Genomic DNA, 19,436 nt, shown 5'->3' with positions numbered 1-19,436 from the left:
CTTATTACGAACCAGTAAATAGCAGTTTATCTTAAGCAGCAGAATTCAATTATATAATTCAAAGCTTTGTCCAGACTTGCAAAACCCAGGCTGAAAAATGAACAGAAAAAAACACCGGGACAGATTCTATGACCTGCTTTCCCGGTGTGATAAGGAAACCTATGTTAGCCGCCAGTACTATCAGCGGTGTTATTTGGACGCAACCGCTATATCAATCAGGTATCTTTCCTAAGAATTCCGAGATATTCCTCATAAGCAAAAACGCGGCTGCGACGAACATTTTCCGTTTGCTTTAGTATTCCGAGTTCAATGAGCTTGTTTACGGCATTGGATACCGCATTAAAGGAGAGATTAAGTTCTTGACTTGTCTTTTTGATATCAATAATTGGGCTGCGTTCCAGGTAATCAAATACCTTGATGACTGTCTTGGCGGATTTTCCCTTGCCTTTGATGATACCATGATTTTTTTCATGCAGTTTAATCAATTTTTCCATCGTCTCAATGGCGTCTTTTGCCGATTCATAGGCAGCTTGGAGAAAGAACTTTATCCACTGCTCATAATTACCTTTTGCTCTGACCTCGGTTAACCGATCATAATATTCGATTCTGTTTCTTTTCAAAAAGTAGGAAATATAGAGAGTCTCATGGCTCATTATTTGTTTATCAATCAGGTAAAGCGCAATCAATAATCTTCCGATCCTGCCGTTGCCATCCAAGAACGGATGAACAGTCTCAAACTGATAATGAATCAATCCGGCTTTAATCAATGGTTCCAGGTCGTCCTCTTCGTTAATGAATTTTTCCAGGTCTGACATCGCTATTGTCATATCCTCAACATTCGGAGGGATATATCGGGCATCCTTCAATGTACTGCCTGCGGGCCCAATCCAGTTCTGACTGTTTCTAAACTCCCCCGGGTTTTTCTCACTTCCGCGGACATTCTGCATCAGGATCTGATGCGTTTCTTTGATCAGCCGGTTGCATATTGGCAAATCATTTAGACGGGCCATTGCAAATTGTGAGGCTTTAATATAATTAATAACATCTGAAACATTCTGATTGGTGTTTTCCTCAATATTGGGGTCAAGTATGTCATCCAATGTTGCTTGGGTCCCTTCAATTTGCGAAGATAAGAGTGCTTCCTTGCGGACATACATCGAAACAAACAGTTCAATATTCGGGATCTGTCTGGAATACCCTTCTAATATGCCGATGCTTCGATTTGCGTTGACTAGCATTTTGATGGTTTCTTCATCCAACTCAAGGGATGGGACAGGTGGTAACGGTCTAGGAAAATAGGATTTATATTGGAGCTCGCCCGTTAAATTAGTTTTGAATTCCCCGGCGCGGTTTTTCATATCGCACTTCCTTTACCTGAAATAACGAACATAGAATAACATCGTTATTTCGTTTTGTCAATTAAATATGAAATAACTTATCATATTTCTTTATACTATTTCATATATATACAATAAACGAAATAATATCCTCTGTTATCCCTTTTTTATTTCTTCTATACCATCATTTTGCAAAAATCCCGTAGCTCGCATGTGATATAGAATTTTTAAGACATACTCTTTATCAATTTCAGGCCACTCAAAACCGATTTGACTTAAATACGTGAGAGTTAAGGATGAACCAATCTCCACGTTAGAATCAAGGCCAATTGTGCCGCTAGAATTAATACTGGGAATAATTCCGCTAAGAATCTCTTTACCATAGTTAGTCACAGCAAAAGATGTTAATAGATCATCAAACGCGTTTTGTGACAAAACATTGATATTAACTCCGATGGTTTTTAAAAATTGAAGCATTTTATTGGCACTAATCATGTGATGATTAAAGACATGATAAACCGGTAAACACTCCTGAAGTGCTTGCAAGCTAACAATAGCATGTGCACAATAATCTACCGGGGTAAATTCCAGAGACTTTCTTAGGTAGTCCTCTGGCACAGATTCTAATAAGAAAATAGCTTTTAATTGCCGATAAAAGGCATTTTGGTGGATGTTAATCTGGAACTGCCCATCAGTATATCTTCCGGTTAAGACCCCAACCCGAAAAATAGTGGCATTCAGCCCATTTTCAGCAGCTTTGAAAATGAGATTCTCCGCCTCAAATTTAGATCTTACATAAACATTGGCTTTATAATCCTGCCCGATATAAAAGTCTCGCTCGGTAAACTTTTGGTTTATGTGATCATAATTCCTATAGTTCCCAGCCACGCTGATTGTCGAGATGTGGTTTAACTTCTTGGCATGATTCATACAAAATTTAATAACTTCCTCTGTTCCTTTAACATTAACCCGATAATATGAATCATAATTACCATAGTGATTAACCAATGCTGCCGCATGAATAATTCTATCAACGTTTTGGCTCAAATGACGATAATCCTTCACCGAAAGCCCAAAATTCTCGTGGGAAACATCCCCATTGACGACGATGACTCTGCCAGGCAGCAGCCTTTGGGCGAAAAATGGAAAGTAATAATCCAGTAGTTGATAAAGGTTCTTCTCCGGGTCTTTACCGCGAATTAAACAGTAAATGGTATCCCTGGTCGTAGCAAGCAGTTCATACAGGATATGAATTCCTAAAAACCCGGTCGCCCCTGTTAAAAGGATATTACCCGTGTTAATATTTGAGAATTTCGATTCAATGCTAACTGCTTTAGGAAATTCTTGCTCGTTTGTTTGTACACATACCGGAACTGAATTGTACCCTGTGATCTTTTCCGATAGTTTTCGGATAGTTGGAAAATCATAGAAGTCCTGAGCGGATAATCCCCAATCATTGGGAAAAAGACCGGATAGAACCTCCAATACGGCAAGGGAGTCGCCGCCCAGCGCAAAAAAATCATCGTCGATTCCCACTTGCGTTATTTTCAGCGTTTCCTGCCAAAGAAAGGCCAGTTTCCCTTCTAATTCATTGCGGGGGGGAATATAGGCAAGCTTGTGTTCAGCCCCAATATCCGGTTCAGGCAACGCCTTTCTATCAACTTTTCCGTTTGAGGTCAGGGGAAGGCTGTCAAGTATAACAAAATGCGCCGGAATCATATAATTGGCAAGATTCTTTGCTAAATGTTCCTTTAAATCAGAGCGTGATAGGTAACTTTGAGCATGCTTCGTGACATAGGCACAGAGGTACTTCTTTTGGTGACGGTCTTCATTGCATAAAACAACGGCTTCTTTCACCTTATCGTACTTTTGCAGGGCGCTTTCGATTTCCCCTAACTCAATCCTTAGCCCTCTTATTTTAACTTGACTGTCATTCCGGCCCAAGTATTCAATTTCACCATTGTTCAGCCAGCGAGCAATATCCCCTGTCTTATACATTTTACAACCGGGAATAAAGGGATTCTCAATAAATCTTTCTCTGCTTAACCCTTCGTTGTTAATGTATCCCCGTGCCACACCGTCGCCGCTTATGAAGATTTCTCCTGATACACCAATCGGAACGGGTTTCAGTTTTTCGTCCAGAATGTATATTTGGGTATTGCCTAAAGGTTTGCCGATACTTACGGGTTCCTGTTCCTTGAGGTGTTTTATGGTCGCACAAATTGTACATTCTGTTGGTCCGTAACCGTTGAAGATGTCGGCTTGCGTAATTCTTTTAAGTTCACTTAATAGTTGTTCCGGAAAACTCTCTCCGCCAAGAATAATTGTTGTCAAAAACCGCAACTTATTTGCGTTTTGGTCATTAAGGATTAATTTCATTAAAGAAGGCGTTGTTTGCAGAAAATCGACATGGTGATTTTCGATGAGATTAAGCAGCAAATAGGGAACGACAGCTTCTTGCCGGTTAGCTAAGATAATACGCATCCCTTTTACCAAGGGGAAAATTGTTTCGACAAAGAACATATCAAATGAAAATGAAGAAATCGCTAAAACCGTCATGTCGGAGCAGTTTATTGATCTTAAAAAAGAATGGATCAGGTTGTTCAATCCCCTGTGTTCGATCATTACCCCTTTGGGAGTTCCGGTTGAGCCGGAAGTATAAATGATATTGGCTAAATCCGTCGGCTTCGGTCCATCATCCAGCTTTGCTATGCCTTTTTTAAATATTTCCTGATCATGAAGGTTAAATGTAGGCGATTTCAATAGTAGGTCAGGATTATCTATGGTGTAGGTCAATACCAGCCGGCAATGACTATTCTCCAGCATGTAATTGATTCTTTCCATTGGATAAACAGGGTCAATAGGCAAGTAGGCCCCTCCGGCCTTTAAAACAGCCAAAATGGCGACAAGCATTTCCACGGACCGATCCATTACCAAACCGATAACCGCGCCTTTTTCTACTCCCTGCGCCCGTAGTGCCCCGGCCAGTTGATTAGATTGCTGATCCAGTTCCAAGTAAGTTATTGCCCTATTCTCAAAGATCACCGCAACTTTTTCAGGATTTAAACTCACTTGTTTCTCAAACAAAGTAACAATAGTCTCTTCCCTGGGGTATTCCTGACTGGTATCATTAAATTTCCACAGCAAATCAGCTTCCTGCCCAGCGGATAAGATCCTGATGTCCGAAAGCGGCAAATTCGGACTATCGATAGCATTACGAAGGAGCGTCACAAAGTATTGATGCAATCGATGAATATCTGTTCCCGAGAAGACATCGGTTAAATAATCATAGTCCATCGTGTAATTTCCGCTGTCTTCACGGTCGCTGATGTGGAGGGTCAGGGAATCAAGCTGCGACCCATTGAATAGCCATCTTATGTCATAATTAATATTGCCAATGTCGAATTTGGCATTCTGAAAGGATAACGAAATATCAAATAGTTTATCATGTCTGGCATGGGTTTCATGGACATACTTGACAATCTGTTCTAAAGGGTATTTTTGATGTCGTAGCAACATTCCCCATTTTTGGCTTACTTTTTTAACCAAGGATCCAAAATCGAGATCATCATTCAATTCCATACGAAAAGGAATCGCACTGATAAACATTCCCATGGTATTCTTTTCTTTGACACCGCTGCGGTTAAGGACGGGAGTCCCAATAACAATATCTTTTCTGGAAGTCAATTTCCAAATAAGTATGGCTAAGATGGCATAAAGAATGCAAAATGGAGAAACCTTTTCCACACTGCTGAATTTTTTGACCATAGCGGTCAGGTCGCTCGGCAAAATAAAGGTTTTCCGTTCAGCGGCCGTCGGATTCGGAACGGCTTTATTATTGAAAAGAGTGAATTCCGGAGGATCCGAAAATATTTCATTCCAAAAGGCTTTATGCTTTTGATATCGATCCGAGCCATAAAATTCTATTTCAGTCTGAATACAATCTTTATAGGAAGGTCTTTCTTCGCACACGACTTCTTCCTTGTCCCGTAATTTACAGTAGTTCTGCAGGATTTGACTAACCAGATTGGTCAGACTCCAGGCATCAGCCGCAATGTGGTGGACCTTACCGAAAAAAGCGCCTTCGTGATCGCTAAGCCGAATCATTACAAAGTCATAGAGGTCAGAATCTAATAACTTGAAATGTTCACGGCTTCTTAACTTCTCCCAATAGCTTAATTCCTCTCTGCCATTTACATAGCTAAAATCAAGAAGCTCAAATTGCCGCTCTATGTATTCTGAAAAATACTGCTGAGGCTCTTTGCCGTTTTCCACGATACGCGTGCGCACCGCGTCATTATTCTTAATAACAAGATTAATTGCTTTATTTAACAGAATGTAATCGATGCATTCTTTTAATTCGACCATAAATGATATGTTGACAAATGGTGTGTCTGTATAAAATTTTTCAATAAACCAGATGGATTTTTGGGCATTGGTAAGAGGATATAAGATTTTATGGGAAACCATAAATGCACCCCCAATCGCAGTAAATATGCGAGTTAACCTGGAAGTCTAGGCTTGGCCATACTCTAGTTGATTATCTTCCTCTAAGATTTTTTCTAATTTAGCGAAATCTATTGGCTTAGCAACGTGAATATTAAAGCCGGCTTCTAGGGAGCGTTCAATATCCTCCGGCTGGGCGTACCCCGATAGGGCAATCAAATAGACGTCATGCAAGCGCCCATCCCTCCGCAAATTGCGTGCCACTTCATATCCGTTCATACCGGGCAACCCAATATCGCAAAATATGATATCCGGCTGAAATTCTTTTGCTTTGGCCAATCCCTTTATGCCATCGGAAGCAGAAACAACGTCATTGCCTAAGTAACGCAGCAAGGAACACAAGATCTCCGCCACATCCGGAATATCATCAATAACCAATATCCGTCGTTTGCCGGATTTTTTCCGGTCTTTTTGTTGCTTAAAGCTCGTTTGAGGCTCTCGATTAACCGCAAGCGGAAGTTGGACGATAAACTGAGCCCCCTTTCCTAAACCATCGCTCCGGGCTGAAACTTTCCCGCCGTGTAATTCTACCATCCCTTTGACAATAGCTAAGCCCAAACCGATCCCTCCGCTGCTGTGGTCCAGCGAAATATCCGCTTGTACAAATGGCAGAAACAAATCTTCCAGAAGTTCTTGCTTAATACCAATCCCGGTGTCTTTAACACTTATCACAGCCTCGCCCTGGTCTTCATCTTTCGAAACAATAACCTGAACGCCCCCTCCAACGTTGGTAAATTTCAAGGCGTTATACAACAGGTTCTCGATAATTTGGATCAGCCTGGTTGAATCAGCAAGTATATATACCGGTTGAAAATTATTTTCAACTTCAAGCCTTATCTCTTTTTCCACAAACATATGCTTATAGTCTTCCACTGTCCTTATAACCAGGCTATTAAGCTCGATTAAGTCTATTTTAAGTTTAATCTTGTTCTGGGTGATCCGGGTTACTTCCATGAGGTCATCGACTAATCGAGTGAGTTGAATCGTCTGCCGCTTGAAGATCTCCATAGCTTGAGCCACCTGCGCAGATGCGGGATCTGCAAGTTCAATAATAGAAAGGCTCATCATCATTGCGGCTAATGGGTTCCTCAGTTCATGGGAAAGGCTGTTAAGAAATTGGTTCTTCTGATGGTCTATTTTTTTGAGATCTTCGACCAAAGCCAGCGCTCTCTGTTCACTTTGCTGGAGAGCTTTCTCCGCTAAGAAGTCCCTTTTCTTAGCGTAATAAAGCATGTTGGATATAAACCATGCTAAGATGATTATGACGGTGCTATTGAAATAATAACCGCGTAAAAGAAGGGCGTTAGTCTGTAATTCGGTTATTCCCAGAATGAAGATTATATGGGTTGCCAAATAGATCGACAAACTCCGTACAGGATGGTGGTAATTAACTATGGCAATTACATATATTCCAAGGATATAAAGCGTTATTTGCCCGTCTATCCGCTGATCGTTAACCGAAAACAACGCACAAATAATTGCAATATTAAAATTGAAGAGGAAATTAAGCAATTTATCCCACCTGGTGAACTTGGTAGATTGCAGCCTGAGCTTTCGCCAGGAAAAGCCGAAGAAAACAAGCATAGATAGTCCGGTGGATAAGTGCAAAAAGAAAAGTACCTTGTATTCATTGCCAACGGCTTCGAAGCCCTTTTGCAAGTTTGGCAGATCAATAATGAACATAAGAATTATCATAACAGCAATAATTATTAAGCTAAAAAAGCGCATCCTGTAATAATTTGTATATGTGAGTTCCTGACTAAAATATTCCTTTTCTCTAAATTCTCTAAAACTTTGCTTTTCGCCGTGTGCAAATATAGCCATTTTTAACTCCTCTCACGAAACAGAAGCTGGTAACACAAATAAGTTCCAGCGCAAATATAGGCTAACTGCATAGCAAAGCAAGAAAAGTTATCTTTAGTTATATCTCTAATCCGATAAGATCAGTAACGCTATTTCCTTGGTCGCAGCAGTTCTCGTTCAGCCCTAACTCCTTGCTTATTATGGCACACAATTCTTGTCGAATACCCGTAAAACCTGTCAGTTACAAAAAATACCTTCATAAAAATGGTAAAATTGAGAATGTAAACCATTTTTCGTTAAAAAGACAGGCTCGGCAACGGAAACATCGCGCAAAACCTCGTTGTAATTCCTTAAATCTCTCCGAACTAATGAATATGCACTTTCGTCCCCTGAGGGATCGTCTCATATAGCCATTGCGCGTTTTCTACTTCTAATCGGACACAGCCATGCGAAGCCGGGGTTCCAAGTTTAGCGGCTTCCTCAGGGATGATGTTCTTATTTTTGTCCATCGGGACGGAATGAAATAAATACACACCCCAGTCTTTGAAGGAAACCCAATATTTAGCACCCTGTTGATATTTCTCGGAGAAAAACCATTCGCCCCGGTTCTGGATCTCAAAATCACCGCGCGGCGTTGAATCATTCACCCCGGTAGACGCTGTGAACTGTTTAACGGCATTGCCCTGAAAATAGATCGTGACAATTTGTTTAGCCAAATCCACATCGATTCGATAATCTCCGCTGGGATTAGTCTCCTTATCCCCAGCCTGTACTGTTCCCGGTTGTTCCTCCTCAGTCCCTTGTTTGCTGTCTGCTGCCTCCGGATTATTCCCGTTCGTGTTTTCCTCAGTACCCGATGATCCATTTGGTTGGTTTTGGACGGCGGAAGCGGTGTCTTGCGTGTCTTGCGCGTTTTGTACTTGGCTTGAATCGTTCAGTGAAAATACCCCGACGGCTTCCGGTCCGCCAAAAAAAGCCATCAAACTGGCAGCAACAAATAGTATCGCTATCACAAAGAATCCTACCTTTAATGGTTTACGGGATCTGTTATTGTTAGTTCTTCTTTTTCTCAAGACGATCTTCTTCTTTCTAACGCATTTGTTTAGTATTTTGGTTAACATGAACCAATTATTTACATTGTGAACAAGGTGAACACATGCCTAGTACTAGTACAACGTTCTCTAAATATGTCATCAAATGAGAATTCTCGGGTTGGTCTGTGTGCCTCAATTCCGCTTTCGGCTGTTGCGCCCTCCATGGCGCAAACAGCCGCGCTCCGCCTCCATGCTCCGCTCGGCGCTGGAACTGAGCCACCCAGACCTACTACTGGGTCATTGTGAATGAATTTAAAGAATGATGTACCTAGTAGACTATTCTCTCATTAGTTACTCAAATTACTCCATAGTAAGGACGCCTGCACAATACCGGCGTCAAGCGGAGCACGGATTGCGGAGCGCAACGGTCCATGGATGACGGACCATGGATGGTCCTAAGTTCAAATTCACCACGGATGGTAATAGAATTTGAACTTCCTGTTAACGATTGCAATTCGCCAAGGAGGGTAAAAGAATTTTAACTTCCTTAACGCAAATTCATGGAGGGCACAAGAGCCGAAAGTGGTATTGTGCAGGCAGCCCAGCCCCAAATACGAATAATACCTAACATATTAAACGAACGGTGTACTAGGAGTCTGACCGACGAAAGAAAAACCAAGAATATTTATTCAAAACAGCATGAATTATGCACGAATAAGCCATGTTCTGCTCATCAAAATGCATAGATATTCAACGAAAACGTTTCGTCGGTCAGACTCCTAGTTTTTTAGAATACACTGTACCATTGCCTTGCCCTCGGCGGCAATCTAAGTACAGCCTTCAAGTATCCGCTCCGGTAATCACACTCGAAACCGATACCCCGCTCCCCATACGGTTTCAATATACTGCGGGTTTGACGGATCGCTTTCTATTTTATCCCGAAGACGGGCGATATGCACCGTGACCGTCGCTGAATCACCAAAGGCCTCAAGTCCCCATACTCTTTCGAATAGTTCGTCCCTACTGAACACCCGATTGGGGTTCTCAGCGAGGAATAAGAGCAGTTCAAATTCTTTCTGGGCAAGATTCGCCTCCCGGTCATGCATAAATACTCTGCGGGCGGCTTTCTCAATCCGCAGGCCTCGGACTATAACGGCACTGCCTTCAACGCCGCCTGCATGGTGATGTTTATTGAATTTTTCCTTTAGCTTTTCATAATTAAGCAGATGGGCTTTGACCCTGGCCACCAGTTCTCCCGGACTGAATGGTTTGGTGATATAGTCATCGGCACCGAGATTGAATCCCTTTATTTTATCGATCTCCTCTTTTTTAGCGGAGACAAGAATGACCGGGACTTCTTTTTCTTCCCGCAAACAGCGCAGAATCTCCATGCCGTCAAGATTCGGAAGCATGATATCGAGGATGAGGAGATCATAGCTATTTTCCTGAAATTGTTTCAATCCGGCAGCGCCGTCTGTACAAATATCAGCCGCTAACCCCTCAACCTCTAAATAATCCTTCTGAAGTTCCGCAATATTCCGGTCATCTTCAATTATCAGTATTTTCTTCATAATGCCTCTTCGAAATCGTATTATCTACAGAATACCCGATGTGTTCTCTTGGTTCAAGCATCTTTAAGATAGGCTAACGAAATCAGGATACTGGTTCCTTCGTCACCATGGGATACAGCCCAGATACTCCCCTTGTGCCCTTCAACCACCTGCTTGGCGATCGCCAAGCCAAGCCCGCTGCCTGCGATGCCTGTTCTGGCCTGATCGGAACGGTAAAACCGGTCAAAGATATGGGGCAGATCCTCTTCTTTGACCCCGCACCCGTTATCCTGAAACTCAAGGATAACCCGGGAGGATCTTTCTCTTAAATGGACCCGGATCAAGGCGTGGTCTTTATCCATGTACTTACGGGAGTTATCAACGATGTTCATAACGACTCTTTTCATGCGTTCCTGATCCAGCAATACGTCCCTTGGCTGTTTAAGATCGTTGACTACGTCTATCGTGATGCCGTGTTTTTCAAGTTCCGGATCGCTTTCCAGCACACAATGTTGAATGAATTCTTGAATGTCAGTCCTTTCGAAATTAAACGGGAGTTGATTCACGTCCAGTTTCGCATATAACAGGAGATCATCAATCATTGTATCGACCTGCTCTGCTTTCACATAGATCGTTTTTAGATATTTCTCCATCTTTTCCGGAGTATGTGCGACCCCGTCTAAAATACCCTCGACATAGCCTTTAATTGACGTTACCGGCGTTTTGAGATCATGCGAGATACTGGATATGAGCATTTTTCGGTTATCCTCGTATTTAAGCTGGGTGAGGATGGATTCCTTCAGCTTGATTCGCATCAGCTCCATATCACGGCACAATGCTTTTATTTCATGGTCGCCTTCCTCAGCGATGGGACTATCCAGGTTTCCGGTTCGGATATCCGCTGCCGCTTTCTGCAGGTGATTAAGCGGCTTCAAGATAGCTTGTGAAAACCCGTAAGAAATGAGGATATTGGTGATCACAAAAGAGAGACAAAATGTCAGTATGATTACGGTAAGAAACGAAATGAGTCCTTGGGAAGAGGCGTCGGCCGGCACCAGCAGCAGCACGGTAATGTTATCTGAATTAGCTGTGTTAGCCAAGTTACCGGAGTTACCCGAGTTGCCGGTGCTGTCAGCGTCGTGTGAATTCAGCGCAATAACATGAACCTTAAACGACCGGTCGGCTATATCTATGGTATTACTGCCTTGTTTTCCTTGCCCCGCCTCCACTGCCTTAGCCAGGTCGATTTTGCTGAAAACCGCATTGTCTGCCGAAGAATAAACCAGGCTACCCTCCCGCAGGATCAGAACTTTCCCTCCGATCTCACTCATTTTATCGCTTAACTGCTGCCGAAACAGATCATTATCGATGGCCCCGGCACCCTTCTGCTGAACCATCCGCTCTGAATCCAGCCGAACAGCTTCGACCCGTGATGCGTGTTGGTATTCTTCCCAGGAATAAAGATTGCCATAAAGTGCACTGTAGATAAACAAATAAGCCCCAGCGACCAGTACCGTTATCAGTAACGGTATGGCCACGGTGGCTGCATTGGCTGCAATTAAGCGTTTCTTTAGATTCATGTCCGATCCTCTTAAAACTCTTTTTTATCGAACAGATAAAAACCGGCGGTAAAAAACATCAGTGCGTAACCCAGCATCAGCCCTATGTCCCGTCCAATTTTAGACAATGAAATACTATGTGAGAGCCATAAACTATACCAATCCAGCTGCGAGGTAATCAACAAGCTTGAATACTGGGAAAAGAATATGCCAAATGCCTTAATGGCCAAAAATGCAATGATGGCAATAAAGAACACGGAGGTACCGCTTTTAAATATGTTCGCCAGAAGTACGACCCCTAAGGCCAGCGTCAGCAAGGGAAATAAGCTGATGACGTAGGCCAGCGCCGTTCGCCCAAAGCTCGCTAACGATGCCGAGTTCGCGTTAAACAGAAAACCCGCCAGCATCGATAAGACCATCAAGATCAGCAGATTAGCCAGGATAAACACGGCAATAGCCGTCATTTTGGCTGAATATATTTTCAATCTGCTTACGGGCCGTGTCAAGGTGACCCGCATCAGATTATGAGAAAATTCACCTGAAAAACAATCGATGGCAATCAGCGCAGTAAATAGGGGCAATATGGTGTTGACGACCACAGATAGAACTAAGACGGGGAATTCCAGACTGCCTGTCCCTCTAACACCAAAACCGTTTCTGACGCCGACGACCACAAGCTGCCCTATGACGATCACGGCCAGTGAAATGATGACGATGGCGAGGGCTTTCTTTTTTTTGCACAGCTTTTCGATTTCATTGATCAAAGCAGCTTTAAACGCGGCCATTTTGTTCCACCTCGCTGACAAAGTAGTTTTCCAATGTGGCGTAATTCTTGAGGATATTCTCCGTTGTATCCACATTCAGCATCTTTCCGTTATAAATAACCCCAATTTGATTGCAGGTCAGTTCCACATCATGAATCAAATGGCTGGATATAAAAAATGTCGTTCTTTCCTGTTCGGCCATATGTTTAATCATATTACGGACATCGATCATTCCTTCCACATCCAGTCCGTTTAACGGCTCGTCCAGGATCAGGACCTTTGGTCTGGACAGAATTGCCGCAGCCAAACCCAAGCGTTGCTTCATCCCCAAGGAAAATTTCTTTGGTTTTTCCTTTTTATACTTCAGCATTCCTGTCAGTTCCAGGACCTCGTCAATCCTCCGGTTATCGATTCCGGGATAATAGCGCGCCTGCTGCTTCAGGTTTTCATAGGCTGTCAAAAAGGGATAGGAGTCCGCTATTTCAATAACACAGCCAACCTCTGCCATGGCCAGCTCATAGGCTTCGGTAATGCTATGGCCAAAAATTCGGACATCGCCGCGATCCGGTCGAATCAAACCGGTCATGATCTTCATTGCTGTTGTTTTCCCGGCACCGTTTGGGCCAAGAAAACCAAAAATATCACCTTGATAGATATCCAGACAGATATCCTCTATACCACGGCCATTCTTATATTTTTTGGTCAGGCTGACGATCTCAATTACCTTTTCCATTCAGTTTCCCCCAATATACACCTCGAGGAGCCTACCGGGGAATCCCCGGCAGCTCCTGTTTTCATACGGTGAGTGATTTTTTCGTTGTGTTTCCTTAAGTCCTTCATTCCAAAACCGGCATGAATACCGGGTCATAGGAATCACTCGGGATATTGAGATTGAAATAGATCTTGGCGGTTCGTTCATCCAGGTAGATACTCCCTGTCCGGTTCAACCCTGCGCTGTCTATGAATTCAAACATGGCATCCTGCTTTTCAGGCTCAGAGGTATTGGCATCAAAGGTAAAGGCAAGCGCATTCTGAGCATACGTTTCATAGCCTTCTTTATATTCTTCGTAATATCTTCCGGCAATGGTTGTGTTATCCGCATGGGCTATCAGGAGATACCGTTCCCCAATCTTGATAAACTTGCCGTCCTGCTGAATGATAATGGCATTACTGTAGGTACCGGCAAACATCTCCGGATTGGAAATCTGCGGACCGGAACTGCTTTTCCCTGTTACTTTCTCAACTTTTTTACCAGTGAGATCCGGTTTTTGAGCTACCGTGGCATTGACATCCGTTAGTTTAACAAGCACTTCCATGGTAATTTCATGGACCTGCCCCTGAGCGTCTTTACCGGAAAGAATTAAGGTTGCCAACAGATAATTCATAGCTCCGTCCGGGTCAATGGTTGCCGAACCTTCGATTTGTTTGACATAGATATCTTGGGTTAGGGCAGGAATTTTAGCTCTTAAGCTATTATCTCCGGCAAAGGCCTGTTTAACCTGCAAGGAAGCCACAGCATTCACCAATGCCGGAATCTGGACTTCGGATAAGGATCCCGAAAGGGATTTACTGCCGTCGGCATTCTCCTGTACCACAACTTGGTCCTTCAAACTTCCCACAACGGCATCCACGATTTTCTCAATATCCGCGGCTTCACTCTGTTTGAACGGATTGCTAAAGCGATCGGTATCGGTTTCCCTTCCCTCAGTATATTCCGTATAAACATAGCTTTCATTGCTCGTACCGATGTCATTGCCGGTGATCCATGTGCTTTTATCCATATAATAATACGATCTGTAAGTAGTGCCATCCGGATTCATTCTATAGGAATTATCTTCGGTTGCCCCATTCTGGCGATCATACTTTTTAACCTCATTTTCAGAGCTGATGGTTTCGCCTTTATATTTGACGGCATAAGAAAAATCCAGGGTGAAGTTGTTAAAACTCTCCGAACAGCTTGCCGCTGTTTGTTTCACGCCATCTTTCAGTGTATCATAGCCGCTTTTATTGACGATGTCCGCAAAAGCTGTCGTGGCAAACAACAGAATCCCCGCGATAAACACAGCCGGCAGTACCACTTTTTTTGATATTCTCATCTGTAATTACTCCTTTTCATAAATTGGAAGACTTCCAAGTATAATCATACTCCCAATATCTTGAATATCCGTAAACAGAATCTAAACAAATTATTAATAATTGAATGTCTATTTACTTAGCGTTCGTTAAATAGTAGATCATTCTCGAATTAGATACTTAAATTACCCCAGAGTAAGGTCGCCTGCACAATGCCGACGTCAAGCGGAGCACTGATTGCGGAGCGCAACGGTCCATGGATGGACCTAAGTTAAAATTCGCCAAGGAGGGCAAAAGAATTTTAACTTCCTAAATGCAAATTCATGGAGGGCACAAGAGCCGAAAGTGGCGTTGTGCAGGCGGCCCAGCCCAAAATACGAAAGCATTATATTGCATGCTTTAAAAAAAATCTTTCTTGATCTGCTCCAGAAGCCGACGATCGGTAAGCACATCCCAGCCGGTCAAAGCAAGTGCTTGGACCGCAAGCAAAAGGACTTTTTCCCCCGGTTCAGATACTGCCGCTTTCGCAAACTCCGATGTATGCTGAATATCCTTTCCTTCGCCCATCTTTAAATAAGCGTGCAATGCCGGTACCACATGACTGACGTTGCCCATATCAATTGATCCCAGAATGGATTGGGGCGATTCGATGTCGGTTACCCCTAATGTCCGCAAATTATTCGCAAATGTATGTGCCAGCGGTTTATTCGTCACCATCTCATGATAGGAATGCTCGTAGAAGCAAACGTCCAGCCGAGCACCTTCCTCATCAGCGGCTTTTTGGGCTGCATTAATAAACCGTTGACGAAGTATCTCCAGGTCCTCACGCCGCCCAGACCGCAGATAAAATCGAGCAACTGCTTTATCCGGGATTATATTCGGTGATTTCCCTCCTTCGATGATGATACCGTCGATTCTTTCATCTTTTGCAAGCCAATATTTAAGCCGCTTCACTTTCTTAAATAGATTTAAGACGGCTTCAAGGGCATTAATGCCATTATGATTAACGAGGGCCGCATGGGAGGACTTACCGTAATAGGTGACCTCTATCGCATCAAGCGCCAGGCTGCCAATTTCCGGTACGTTGGCGTTTCCGGGATGAAACATCAATGCCGCGTCCAGTCCCTGAAAGGTTCCGTTTTCGATCATGGTCACTTTAGCGCCACTGGTTTCCTCGGCGGGGGTGCCAATAACACAGACCTCTCCGGGCATTTCCGGTATCATACTCAAGACAGCCGCTGCACCCGTGCTGGCAGCGCCGATCAAATTATGTCCGCAGGCATGCCCCAGGTCCGGCAAGGCGTCATATTCCGCCAGAAAAGCAATTGTCGGGCCCGGCTGCTTTCCTTTATGACGCGCGAAAAAAGCAGTAGCCATACCATTCAGGCTGTGCTCAATAACAAATCCTCTCGTTTCAAGATAAGAAGAAAGAAGATGTGAGGCCTGATATTCCAAATAACCTTGCTCAGGATGAATCCCGATCCGGTAAGCAAGATCCCAAATATCCTGATGCCTATCTGCGGCGGCCTTTATGATGTTGTTCTTCACATGTTCCATTGAAGTCCCCATATGTATTCATCGTTCATTAATTTAGGCATACTATTCGGGATTCATCTGAAAACTTCCTTTTTTTAATTGAATTTTTCCGCGATTCAATCATCTGCCACAACCGGACGGTCATTGCTCAAGTAGTTTCCCACTCCTTCGAAAATAGCCATGGCTAATTGCTGCTGATAAGCGCTGTCAATTAACTTATTTTCCTCCTCCGGGTTAGAGATAAAACCAACTTCGATGGTTACCGCAATCATATCGGTCTTCTTTAAAATAAAATAACTTTGGTTCGCTTTGGCCTCTCGTTTCTTCGTTGCAATTTTATTCATGCTATCTTGGATGGATTTTGCCAGAAACTTCGCTTCCTCTGAATCGGGATGGTAAAATACCTGGGGACCATGCTGCCGTTCATCCGGGAAACTATTCGCATGAATACTAAGGTATATCTTTGCTTGGGAGTTTACAGCTGTTTGGATCCGATAGGCCAAGTCTTCCCGCTTGCGCTGCATCAGGCTCGTTGACGTCCCAAAATCCCTGTCCGTTTCTCTTATCATAATAACATTACTTCCTGCTTGTCGTAAAAGCAGCTGCAGCCTTTTTGCTACTTCCAAATTGATATCTTTTTCCAACGAATGCGCACCGACTGCACCCGGATCAACACCACCATGGCCGGCATCAATTGTCACGGTAACCCCTCCGAGCACCCAACTCCATCCGGGGATATCACCCGCAGTCTTGTTTGTGTTGACCGCCGTATGATATAGGCCTAAGCATATGGCGATCACCAGAACCCCGGCAGCGACGTATAGGACAACCGGCCTGGGTTTATTTCGATGGAATAATCTATCTATTCGCATGTTTTATCCCCCTTCCCTACAGTCTATATCTATGGCGTTAGGAATAAATACATTCGTCTTGACCCTTTCTTCAAAAAACAAATCTGTGATGGCATATTAACAATGGAAATGCATTTTCAGAATAGCATATTTCCTTAAAAGTACATTACCATTTTGAAAATCTATGTTAAAATAGAAATAGGTTTAAAATTCATAGCACGCTTGTGTTTCAAAATAGAAATAAAGTGGATAGAGGAGACGACATGGTAAACTTTGATGACCGTCCAATCATTGATTACGAGACCACCCCGGAAAATCTGAACCAGATTGTTCTGGCTAAAAAGCGCTTCATAGAAAATGATGAGGATCCAAGAAATAATGCGTATATTGCCCCGGAAGTCGCCGAATCGTGGATCCGTTCCCGGGCATACGGAATCGATCCGCATCATGAGAAAGAGCACAAAACACCTGAGCCAAAGGAAATCCGTGCGTTACTTCAAGCCAATAAGCTGCTCCTGCAAACAGCTATTCCCTTCATTCGAAAATTCATACCCTTGTTGACTATTTCCAATTATCTGATGTTACTCACGGACAGTACCGGTGTGGTTCTATTTATCATTGGGGATCGTAACGAAGTCAACTCCGTTAAGAATGAGAACTATGGTATCGGTACTTCCTCTTGCCGCGAAGAGATTACCGGGACGACGGCGACGTCGTTGAGTATTTTGCATAAACGCCCCGTTCAACTGGTAGGTCCGAGTAATTATCTGATGGAACGGGTAAACAACATTGCGTCTTCTGCCCCCATTGTCAACAGCAACAACGATGTCATTGGTACTTTGGGTATCATCCAGTCTTTCGGTGCCTGGAGCCAACCGGACAGTACCCGGGCTCATTCCTTGGGCTGGGTTTCATCCATGGCCAAGGCAATCGCGAGCCAACTGGAACTCAAACAGAAAAATGAACAGCTGGAAACAGCTTACCAAACGCTGGAAGCCACCTTGTCTGTTATTGAGGAAGGATTCATTACCCTGGACGATCATGGCATGATCTCCAATATCAATAAAGAAGCCTGCCGCATATTCGGTATTAACCAAGGCGATGATTTCCGCCATCACTATACCAAGTATTTTGGCTATGATCCGAATATCGAAAATGTTATCCGGACGAGCTCTCCTGTTCACGATGTTGAGGTTTCCATGAGCAATGACTTTATGGAAAAAAGATATATCATGTCCATCGAACCCATATCCAATTATGAAAAGACCCGCTTTAACGGCGCGGTGATTCGCCTGACCCGATCTTCCCGGATTGACCGGTTAGTCGGTCATCGGGGCGGAACAAAAGCCAGTTATACGTTCACGGATATCAAAGGCAACAGCGAACCTCTATTACGGTCACTGAATATGGCCAAACAAATAGCTAAAACAAATGCCAATATCCTCCTGATGGGAGAGAGCGGTACGGGTAAGGAATTATTCGCTCAGGCTATTCATAATAGTTTCTGCCCGGATGGCCCTTTCATTGCCGTCAACTGCGCCTCAATGCCCCGAACGCTGATCGAAAGCGAATTATTTGGTTATGAAGGCGGTACCTTTACCGGCGCTGAAAAAAAAGGACGTCCGGGAAAATTTGAGCTGGCCAATGGCGGTACGATTTTCCTTGATGAAATCGGTGATATGCCCATCGAAATTCAGCCTGTTCTCTTGAGGGTATTGGAAGAAAAGCAAGTGATGCGGCTCGGGGGCTCAAAATACATCCCCGTGAATGTTCGAATCATTGCCGCAACCAACAAGAACTTATATAACATGATCCAAACGAGCCAGTTCCGGGAAGATCTTTATTTCCGCCTGGCCGTATTCAAGGTCACTATACCGCCATTAAGGGAACGCAACGCGGATGTTTTGGTATTAGCCAATTATTTCGTGGAAACGACCTGCCAGAAAATCGGAATGACACCGCCGGTACTCAGTAAAGAAACACTTCATGTCCTTATTGATTACACGTGGCCCGGGAACGCCAGACAATTGGAGAACGCGATGGTGTTTGCTGTCCATATGTGTAACGGAGAGACGATCACACCCAAAGATTTGCCGGACGAAATAACTGCCCGGGATGACAATCCGCTTGTTACCAGGAAAGCCCTGGCTTCGCTGGCGGAATTGGAAAAGGATGCCATCGAAATGACCATGAACAGCACTAACAATGATACTTCCAAGGCAGCCAAGATTCTCGGCATTGGGCGGACAACGCTTTATCGGAAATTAAAAGAATACGAGATCGATATTCCTTAAACAAAACCAAAAACACGGCTCTTCCATTTTCGTTTTGGCAACCATTTTCATCTTGGTAACATCCCCTGAAGGCAAATGCATGTCTTCAGGTCTTTTTTTATCCATAGATAGACGAATAGCGCGGTCCGG

General features: G+C 43.6%; 12 protein-coding genes. 1 reads left to right on the top strand and 11 read right to left on the bottom strand.

Features of this window, described 5'->3' with window-relative positions:
• Positions 1-215 precede the first annotated feature (215 nt).
• The 11 genes from LPY66_RS03970 to LPY66_RS03920 all read right to left on the bottom strand — a co-directional run bounded on the left by LPY66_RS03970 (position 216) and on the right by LPY66_RS03920 (position 17,034).
• Positions 216-1,358: a Fic family protein gene (locus tag LPY66_RS03970; RefSeq protein ID WP_337986807.1), complete on the bottom strand. Its 1,143-nt coding sequence runs from the start codon at positions 1,356-1,358 to the stop codon at positions 216-218.
• A 135-nt stretch (positions 1,359-1,493) separates the two neighbouring features.
• On the bottom strand, positions 1,494-5,807 hold the full coding sequence (locus LPY66_RS03965) for an amino acid adenylation domain-containing protein (protein WP_337986806.1): 4,314 nt from the start codon (positions 5,805-5,807) through the stop codon (positions 1,494-1,496).
• 45 nt (positions 5,808-5,852) lie between these two features.
• Entirely contained in the window at positions 5,853-7,667 is a 1,815-nt protein-coding gene (locus tag LPY66_RS03960; protein WP_337986805.1) for an ATP-binding response regulator, read from the bottom strand.
• A gap of 344 nt (positions 7,668-8,011) precedes the next feature.
• Positions 8,012-8,767 carry a L,D-transpeptidase gene (locus LPY66_RS03955; protein WP_337986804.1) on the bottom strand — a complete coding sequence of 252 codons (756 nt, stop codon included), beginning with the start codon at positions 8,765-8,767 and terminating at the stop codon, positions 8,012-8,014.
• A 773-nt stretch (positions 8,768-9,540) separates the two neighbouring features.
• Complete coding sequence (locus LPY66_RS03950) at positions 9,541-10,251, bottom strand: response regulator transcription factor (RefSeq protein WP_337986803.1); 711 nt, start codon at positions 10,249-10,251, stop codon at positions 9,541-9,543.
• A 53-nt stretch (positions 10,252-10,304) separates the two neighbouring features.
• Entirely contained in the window at positions 10,305-11,810 is a 1,506-nt protein-coding gene (locus tag LPY66_RS03945; protein ID WP_337986802.1) for a sensor histidine kinase, read from the bottom strand.
• A gap of 11 nt (positions 11,811-11,821) precedes the next feature.
• Positions 11,822-12,574 (bottom strand): ABC transporter permease, encoded by a 753-nt coding sequence (locus LPY66_RS03940; RefSeq protein WP_337986801.1) that lies wholly within the window; start codon positions 12,572-12,574, stop codon positions 11,822-11,824.
• Positions 12,561-13,286, bottom strand: coding sequence for an ABC transporter ATP-binding protein (locus LPY66_RS03935; RefSeq protein WP_337986800.1), 726 nt, complete (start codon positions 13,284-13,286; stop codon positions 12,561-12,563). Before LPY66_RS03935 ends, LPY66_RS03940 begins: the two co-directional genes overlap by 14 nt.
• Positions 13,287-13,389: 103 nt before the next feature.
• Positions 13,390-14,649: a hypothetical protein gene (locus LPY66_RS03930; RefSeq protein ID WP_337986799.1), complete on the bottom strand. Its 1,260-nt coding sequence runs from the start codon at positions 14,647-14,649 to the stop codon at positions 13,390-13,392.
• 376 nt (positions 14,650-15,025) lie between these two features.
• The gene (locus LPY66_RS03925) at positions 15,026-16,183 is read right to left on the bottom strand and encodes an amidohydrolase (RefSeq protein WP_337986798.1); all 1,158 of its coding nucleotides are present in this window, start codon (positions 16,181-16,183) and stop codon (positions 15,026-15,028) included.
• A gap of 95 nt (positions 16,184-16,278) precedes the next feature.
• The gene (locus LPY66_RS03920; RefSeq protein WP_337986797.1) at positions 16,279-17,034 is read right to left on the bottom strand and encodes an N-acetylmuramoyl-L-alanine amidase family protein; all 756 of its coding nucleotides are present in this window, start codon (positions 17,032-17,034) and stop codon (positions 16,279-16,281) included.
• Positions 17,035-17,276: 242 nt separating this feature from the next.
• On the opposite strand from LPY66_RS03920, the gene LPY66_RS03915 reads away from it, so the two are divergent.
• Positions 17,277-19,307, top strand: coding sequence for a sigma-54 interaction domain-containing protein (locus tag LPY66_RS03915; RefSeq protein WP_337986796.1), 2,031 nt, complete (start codon positions 17,277-17,279; stop codon positions 19,305-19,307).
• Positions 19,308-19,436: the final 129 nt, after the last annotated feature.

Origin of the sequence: Dehalobacter sp. DCM (assembly GCF_024972775.1) — a bacterium.
In the GTDB taxonomy this organism is placed as follows: domain Bacteria; phylum Bacillota; class Desulfitobacteriia; order Desulfitobacteriales; family Syntrophobotulaceae; genus Dehalobacter.
This window is presented reverse-complemented; position numbering and strand designations above follow the sequence as displayed.